This is a genomic window from Streptomyces sp. McG3, assembly GCF_018619185.1.
Taxonomy (GTDB): Bacteria; Actinomycetota; Actinomycetes; order Streptomycetales; family Streptomycetaceae; genus Streptomyces.
In genome coordinates this window covers 1-4,599 of sequence record NZ_JAAXYC010000460.1, presented here as the reverse complement: position 1 = coordinate 4,599, position 4,599 = coordinate 1, and the positions used below count along the sequence as shown (strand labels likewise).

Sequence of the window (4,599 nt, the reverse complement as noted above, 5' to 3'; positions counted from 1 at the left end):
GCGGCGGGCCGGCGCTGCGGGCGGTCAAGGTGGAGGGCCCGCGCCAGTGGCTGGCGTTCCCCGCCACCGCGTCGGCGGCCCCGCTGGTGGCGCGGATCGCCGCGGACTACCCGCTGGTCGACCTGTCGGTACGGGAACCGGACATCGAGGCCGTGATCGCGAGGATGTACGAGTCCGCACCGTGACGGGTGCTCACCCCGGGCGACGCGCGCAGGTCATGGGCCTGCATGTCTGTGCCGGGAACGGGTGCGTTCAATAGGCTGCGCGGTATGACAAGTGAGAGTCCGGACATGCGTGCCTCCGATGCCGAACGTGAGCGGATCGCGGAACTGCTGCGCGAGGCGGTGGCCGAGGGGCGACTGGATATGGACGAGTTCGACCAGCGCCTCGAAACGGCCTACAAGGCCCGCACGCGCGGAGAGTTGGAGCCGTTGGTCCAGGACCTCCCGGCGCCGGGCTCGGTGGTCGCCCCGGTCGGCTCGTCCGCGCCCGCCCCGCTGCGGGGCCCTGCGGCGAACTGGCCGGCGAGGATCGGCGGCAACGCCACCTCGAAGGGGGCGTTCGCTCTGTGGGGCGGGTTCAACCGGAAGGGCCGCTGGACGGTCGGCCGGGTGTTCACCGCGTTCGCGATGTGGGGCGGCGGCGAGATCGATCTGCGCGAGGCGAACTTCGAGGACCGCGAGACCGTCATCCGCTGCATCACCATCATGGGCGGCATCCATGTGACCGCGCCGCCCGAGCTGAACGTCGATGTCAGGGGCGTCGGCATCATGGGCGGTTTCGGGGAGGGTTCCAACGAGGAGGGCGAGCCCGCGCCGGACGCCCCGTACGTGCGGATCACCGGCTTCGCGCTGATGGGCGGCGTCGGCGTGGACCGCAAGCGGACGAAGGCGGAGCGCCGCCGGCTGAAGGAGGCGAAGGAGGCCGAACGGGAGGCGCGCCGCCGGCGCGAGCTGGAGGGCCCGGACGGCGGCCCGGACGGCGGCGGCCGCAAGGAACTCTGAGGAGCCCGGGGCCCGAGCGGCCCCTCAGCGCCTCACAGCGCGTCGGACCGGGGTGCGCCGGCCCGGTCCAGGACCTTCGGGTCCAGCCGGTCGCCGAGCGCGCGGTACCCGTCGTCGTTGAGGTGGAGATGGTCGCCGGAGTCGTACGGGGCGAGGATCCGGTTCGGTGCGGCGGGGTCGCGTACCGCCGCGTCGAAGTCCACGTACGCGTCGAAGACCGTGCCCGCCCGGATCTGCTCGTTGACCGCCTGGCGCACGGCGTTGCGCTGGGGCGTCCAGGTGGCGAAGCCCTCGAACGGGGTCAGCGTCGCGCCGACGACCGTGAGCCCGCGCGCGTGCGCCCGGTCGGTGAGGGCGCGCAGGCTGTCCACGATCCGCTGGGGGTCGGCCTCCTGGGGGTACTGCTGTACGTCGTTGATGCCGAGGGCCACCACGACGGTCCGGGCCCCGGCGACCGCCAGGACGTCGCGGTCGAGCCGGTCGGTGCCCGACTGACCCCCGGTGCCGCGGCCGATGCCCACGACCCGGTTGCCCGCGATGCCCGCGTTGGCGACCCCGTACCGGCCGCCCAGCCGGTCGGCGAGGACGTCGGTCCAGCGGGCGTTGGCGTCGGTGGTGGAGCCGCTGCCCGCCGTCAGGGAGTCCCCGAGGGCGACGATCGCGCCGCGCGCGCTCCGGCTGCGGACGTCCACGGCGGTCAGATAGCGCCAGTGGGTGGTGCTGAAGGTGCCGCGTTCGTCGATCAGGTACGAGGTCTGGTGCGTGTTGGGGTGGTAGGTGACCGGTCCGCCCGCCCGCGGGGTGCGGAAGCCGACCTGGAGGTCGGAGTCGGGGGCCACGGGCACCACGACCGGGTCGCTGATGACCTGTCCGCCCGCCGCGACGGTGACGGCGGTGGATCCCTTGAAGGTCACCGGCCGGGTGTTGACGGTGGCCCGGTCGACGACCAGGGGGCCCGTGCCGAAGAGGTTGGACACCGTTATCCGGGCGACCTCTCCGCCGATGCTGGTGTGCACGACGTTACGGATGGTGCGCCCGGGAAGCCCGTCCTCGGTGCCCGGTTCGGCACGGACGGGCGCGGCGGCCCAGGTGGTGACCCACCGGCCGCCCGAGGTCGCGGGGTCGACCGGGTTACGGGCCGCCGCCTGGGTCTCGGCGGGCGGCAGCGGTGTCGACCTGGGGCCGGAGAGCAGCGTCGTACCGAAGGCGACGGCGGCGGCGAGCACGGCTGTGCCCGCCACTAGGGCGATGAGCAGGGCATACCCCTGGCGCCTGGGCATGTGCGGTGTTTCTCCTTGTGATGATCGTGCTGGTCCCATGATGCGACAGGCCGTCGGGAACTCGACGTGCGGCCCGGGAGTAGGGGAGGTAGGGACAATGCGTACGTCACGGGGGCGAGGCGCACGCGGACGGGTGGAGCGGATGGAACGGACCGGATCCGGCGAGCAGGAGCAGGGCGAGGACGCGGTGCAGAAGTCGGAGCAGTCGGAGCGAGCGGCGCTGCCGCCGGCACAGGCACAGGCACGGGCGCAGGGGCCGAGGGCGGGTGCGGGCCCGCTGGCCTCGTTCGCGTACACCGCCGCCGACGAGGAGAAGCAGCGCGGCGTACGGCGCATGAAACTCACGGCCACCGGCCTCCTTCTGCTCGTCGCGCTCGTCTACGTCCTGGCCACCTGGGCGAAGAACTCAGGCGTGGGGGGCTGGCCGGGCTACGTCGCGGCGGCTGCCGAGGCGGGGATGGTGGGCGCGTTGGCGGACTGGTTCGCCGTCACGGCGCTCTTCCGGCGCCCGCTCGGCCTGCCCATTCCGCACACAGCCATCATCCCCACCAAGAAGGATCAGCTAGGGCAGTCCCTCGGTTCCTTCGTTGGCGAGAACTTTCTCTCCGGAGACGTCATTCGTGACCGAATTCACGCTCTGGGGGTCGGTCGGAGGCTCGGTGTGTGGCTCGCGGAGCCGGCCCACGCCGACCGGGTCACCGCCGAGCTGGCGACGGCCCTGCGCGGCGCGCTGACGGTCCTTCGGGATTCCGATGTGCAGGCGGTGGTCGGCGAGGCCATCACCCGGCGTGCGGACGCGGCGGAGGTCGGCCCGGGCCTCGGCAAGATGCTGGAGAAGGTCGTCACGGACGGCGGCCACCGCAAGGTCGTCGACCTCGTCTGCGTCCGGGCGCACGACTGGCTGGTGGAGCACGGCGACTCGGTGATGAACGCGGTGCAGGGCGGAGCCCCCGGCTGGACCCCCCGGTTCGTCGACAAGCGGGTGGGGGAACGGGTCTACAAGGAACTGCTGCGGTTCGTCACGGAGATGCGGGACATGCCGGAGCACCCGGCGCGCGGCTCCATCGACACGTTCCTGACCGACTTCGCGTCCGACCTCCAGAGCGACGCCGACACCCGGGCCCGGGTGGAGCGGCTGAAGTCGGAGATCCTCGGCCGCGGCGAGGTCCAGGACGTCATCGCCTCGGCCTGGTCCTCCGTACGGACGATGATCCTCTCGGCGGCGGAGGACGAGCGCAGCGAACTGCGGCTGCGGGCACGGGCCTCGCTGATGTCGCTGGGAGCGCGGCTGTCGAGCGACGAGCGGCTCCAGGGCAAGCTTGACGGCTGGCTGGAGGACGCCGCGGTGTACGTCGTGACGACGTACCGCGCGGAGATCACCTCGCTGATCAGCGAGACGGTGGCCGGCTGGGACGCGGACCAGACCTCGAAGAAGATCGAGGCGCACATCGGCCGCGACCTCCAGTTCATCCGCATCAACGGCACGGTGGTCGGTGCGCTGGTGGGCCTGGTGATCTACACGGTGTCGCACGCGCTGAGCGGCTGAGCCGGCCACCGGTTCCGGGTGCGTACCCGTCCTGTCGTACGGGTACGCACCCGGCTCACGCGGGGGAGCCGCCCGGTAGTACGTGCGGGGTGCGGCGGGTGTTCAGAGCCGGGCCGGGTCTTCTCCGCCGGACGTCCTACGGCCCGTCGACGGGTTCGGCCGCGTTGCGCCAGACGGTGAGGTCGAGGCTGATGTAGGCGCTCGGGTCGTCGCTGCCCGAAGCACCGTGGTAGACCGCCGCCGCGATGTGTCCCGCGTTGCTGAGGACGCAGATCTGCGACCCCTCGGTGAGCTGGTCGAGCCGGATCTCCCGGGTGTAGCGGGTCTCCGACCGGCAGGTCTCCAAGGAGCCCTTCTGCCCGTCGGCCAGCAGGACCAGGTTGCCGTTGCGGGTGCGCAGCTCGTCGCTCTCCACGACGTTGAGCGTCTCCGGCTCGAACTGCAGGTCCGCGTCGCTGCTGGACCGCCCGTTCCCGCTCTGCTGCGGACGCGGCGGGTTGTCCGCCAGCATCACGAAGTGGTTCTCGGGGATGTTGACGCCCTTGTACGACACCGGCGTGGGGTCCTTCCGCTCCTGCCCGCCGCTGCCGCCCCCGCTCCCGTTGCCGCCGCTCGCGCTGCTGCCGGTCGACGGGTCCTTGTCGTCGGGCTCGGAGAAGTTCCGCAGGAAGGACCCGAGGACTCCGAGGACGACGACCGCGCCCACGACCGAGGCGGCGACGATCAGCCCCGTCCGCCGGGGCTTGTCCTGCTGGGGGGACGGGGAGGG

The 4,599-nt window shown here is 72.3% G+C and carries 3 protein-coding genes and 2 pseudogenes; 3 read left to right on the top strand and 2 right to left on the bottom strand.

What is annotated here, in order from left to right:
* Both HET64_RS36840 and HET64_RS36835 read left to right on the top strand, forming a co-directional pair.
* Positions 1 to 185: pseudogene (locus tag HET64_RS36840) on the top strand (methionine ABC transporter ATP-binding protein); the annotation flags it as partial.
* Between the two features lie 105 nt (positions 186 to 290).
* The gene (locus HET64_RS36835) at positions 291 to 1,004 is read left to right on the top strand and encodes a DUF1707 domain-containing protein (RefSeq protein ID WP_215111591.1); all 714 of its coding nucleotides are present in this window, start codon (positions 291 to 293) and stop codon (positions 1,002 to 1,004) included.
* 32 nt (positions 1,005 to 1,036) lie between these two features.
* Here the strand turns inward: HET64_RS36835 and HET64_RS36830 are convergent, their stop codons facing one another.
* Positions 1,037 to 2,284, bottom strand: coding sequence for an SGNH/GDSL hydrolase family protein (locus tag HET64_RS36830; protein ID WP_215111590.1), 1,248 nt, complete (start codon positions 2,282 to 2,284; stop codon positions 1,037 to 1,039).
* 142 nt (positions 2,285 to 2,426) lie between these two features.
* Between HET64_RS36830 and HET64_RS36825 the strand changes: the two genes are divergently transcribed.
* On the top strand, positions 2,427 to 3,830 hold the full coding sequence (locus HET64_RS36825; protein ID WP_251146387.1) for a DUF445 domain-containing protein: 1,404 nt from the start codon (positions 2,427 to 2,429) through the stop codon (positions 3,828 to 3,830).
* 136 nt (positions 3,831 to 3,966) lie between these two features.
* On the opposite strand, the pseudogene HET64_RS36820 reads toward HET64_RS36825, so the two are convergent.
* Positions 3,967 to 4,599 (bottom strand): annotated as a pseudogene (locus HET64_RS36820) (serine/threonine protein kinase); the annotation flags it as partial.

Coding starts and splice junctions, on each gene's coding strand:
- HET64_RS36835 (WP_215111591.1), top strand. CDS start 291: ATGCGTGCCTCCGATGCCGAACGTGAGCGGATCGCGGAACTGCTGCGC.
- HET64_RS36830 (WP_215111590.1), bottom strand. CDS start 2,284: ATGCCCAGGCGCCAGGGGTATGCCCTGCTCATCGCCCTAGTGGCGGGC.
- HET64_RS36825 (WP_251146387.1), top strand. CDS start 2,427: ATGGAACGGACCGGATCCGGCGAGCAGGAGCAGGGCGAGGACGCGGTG.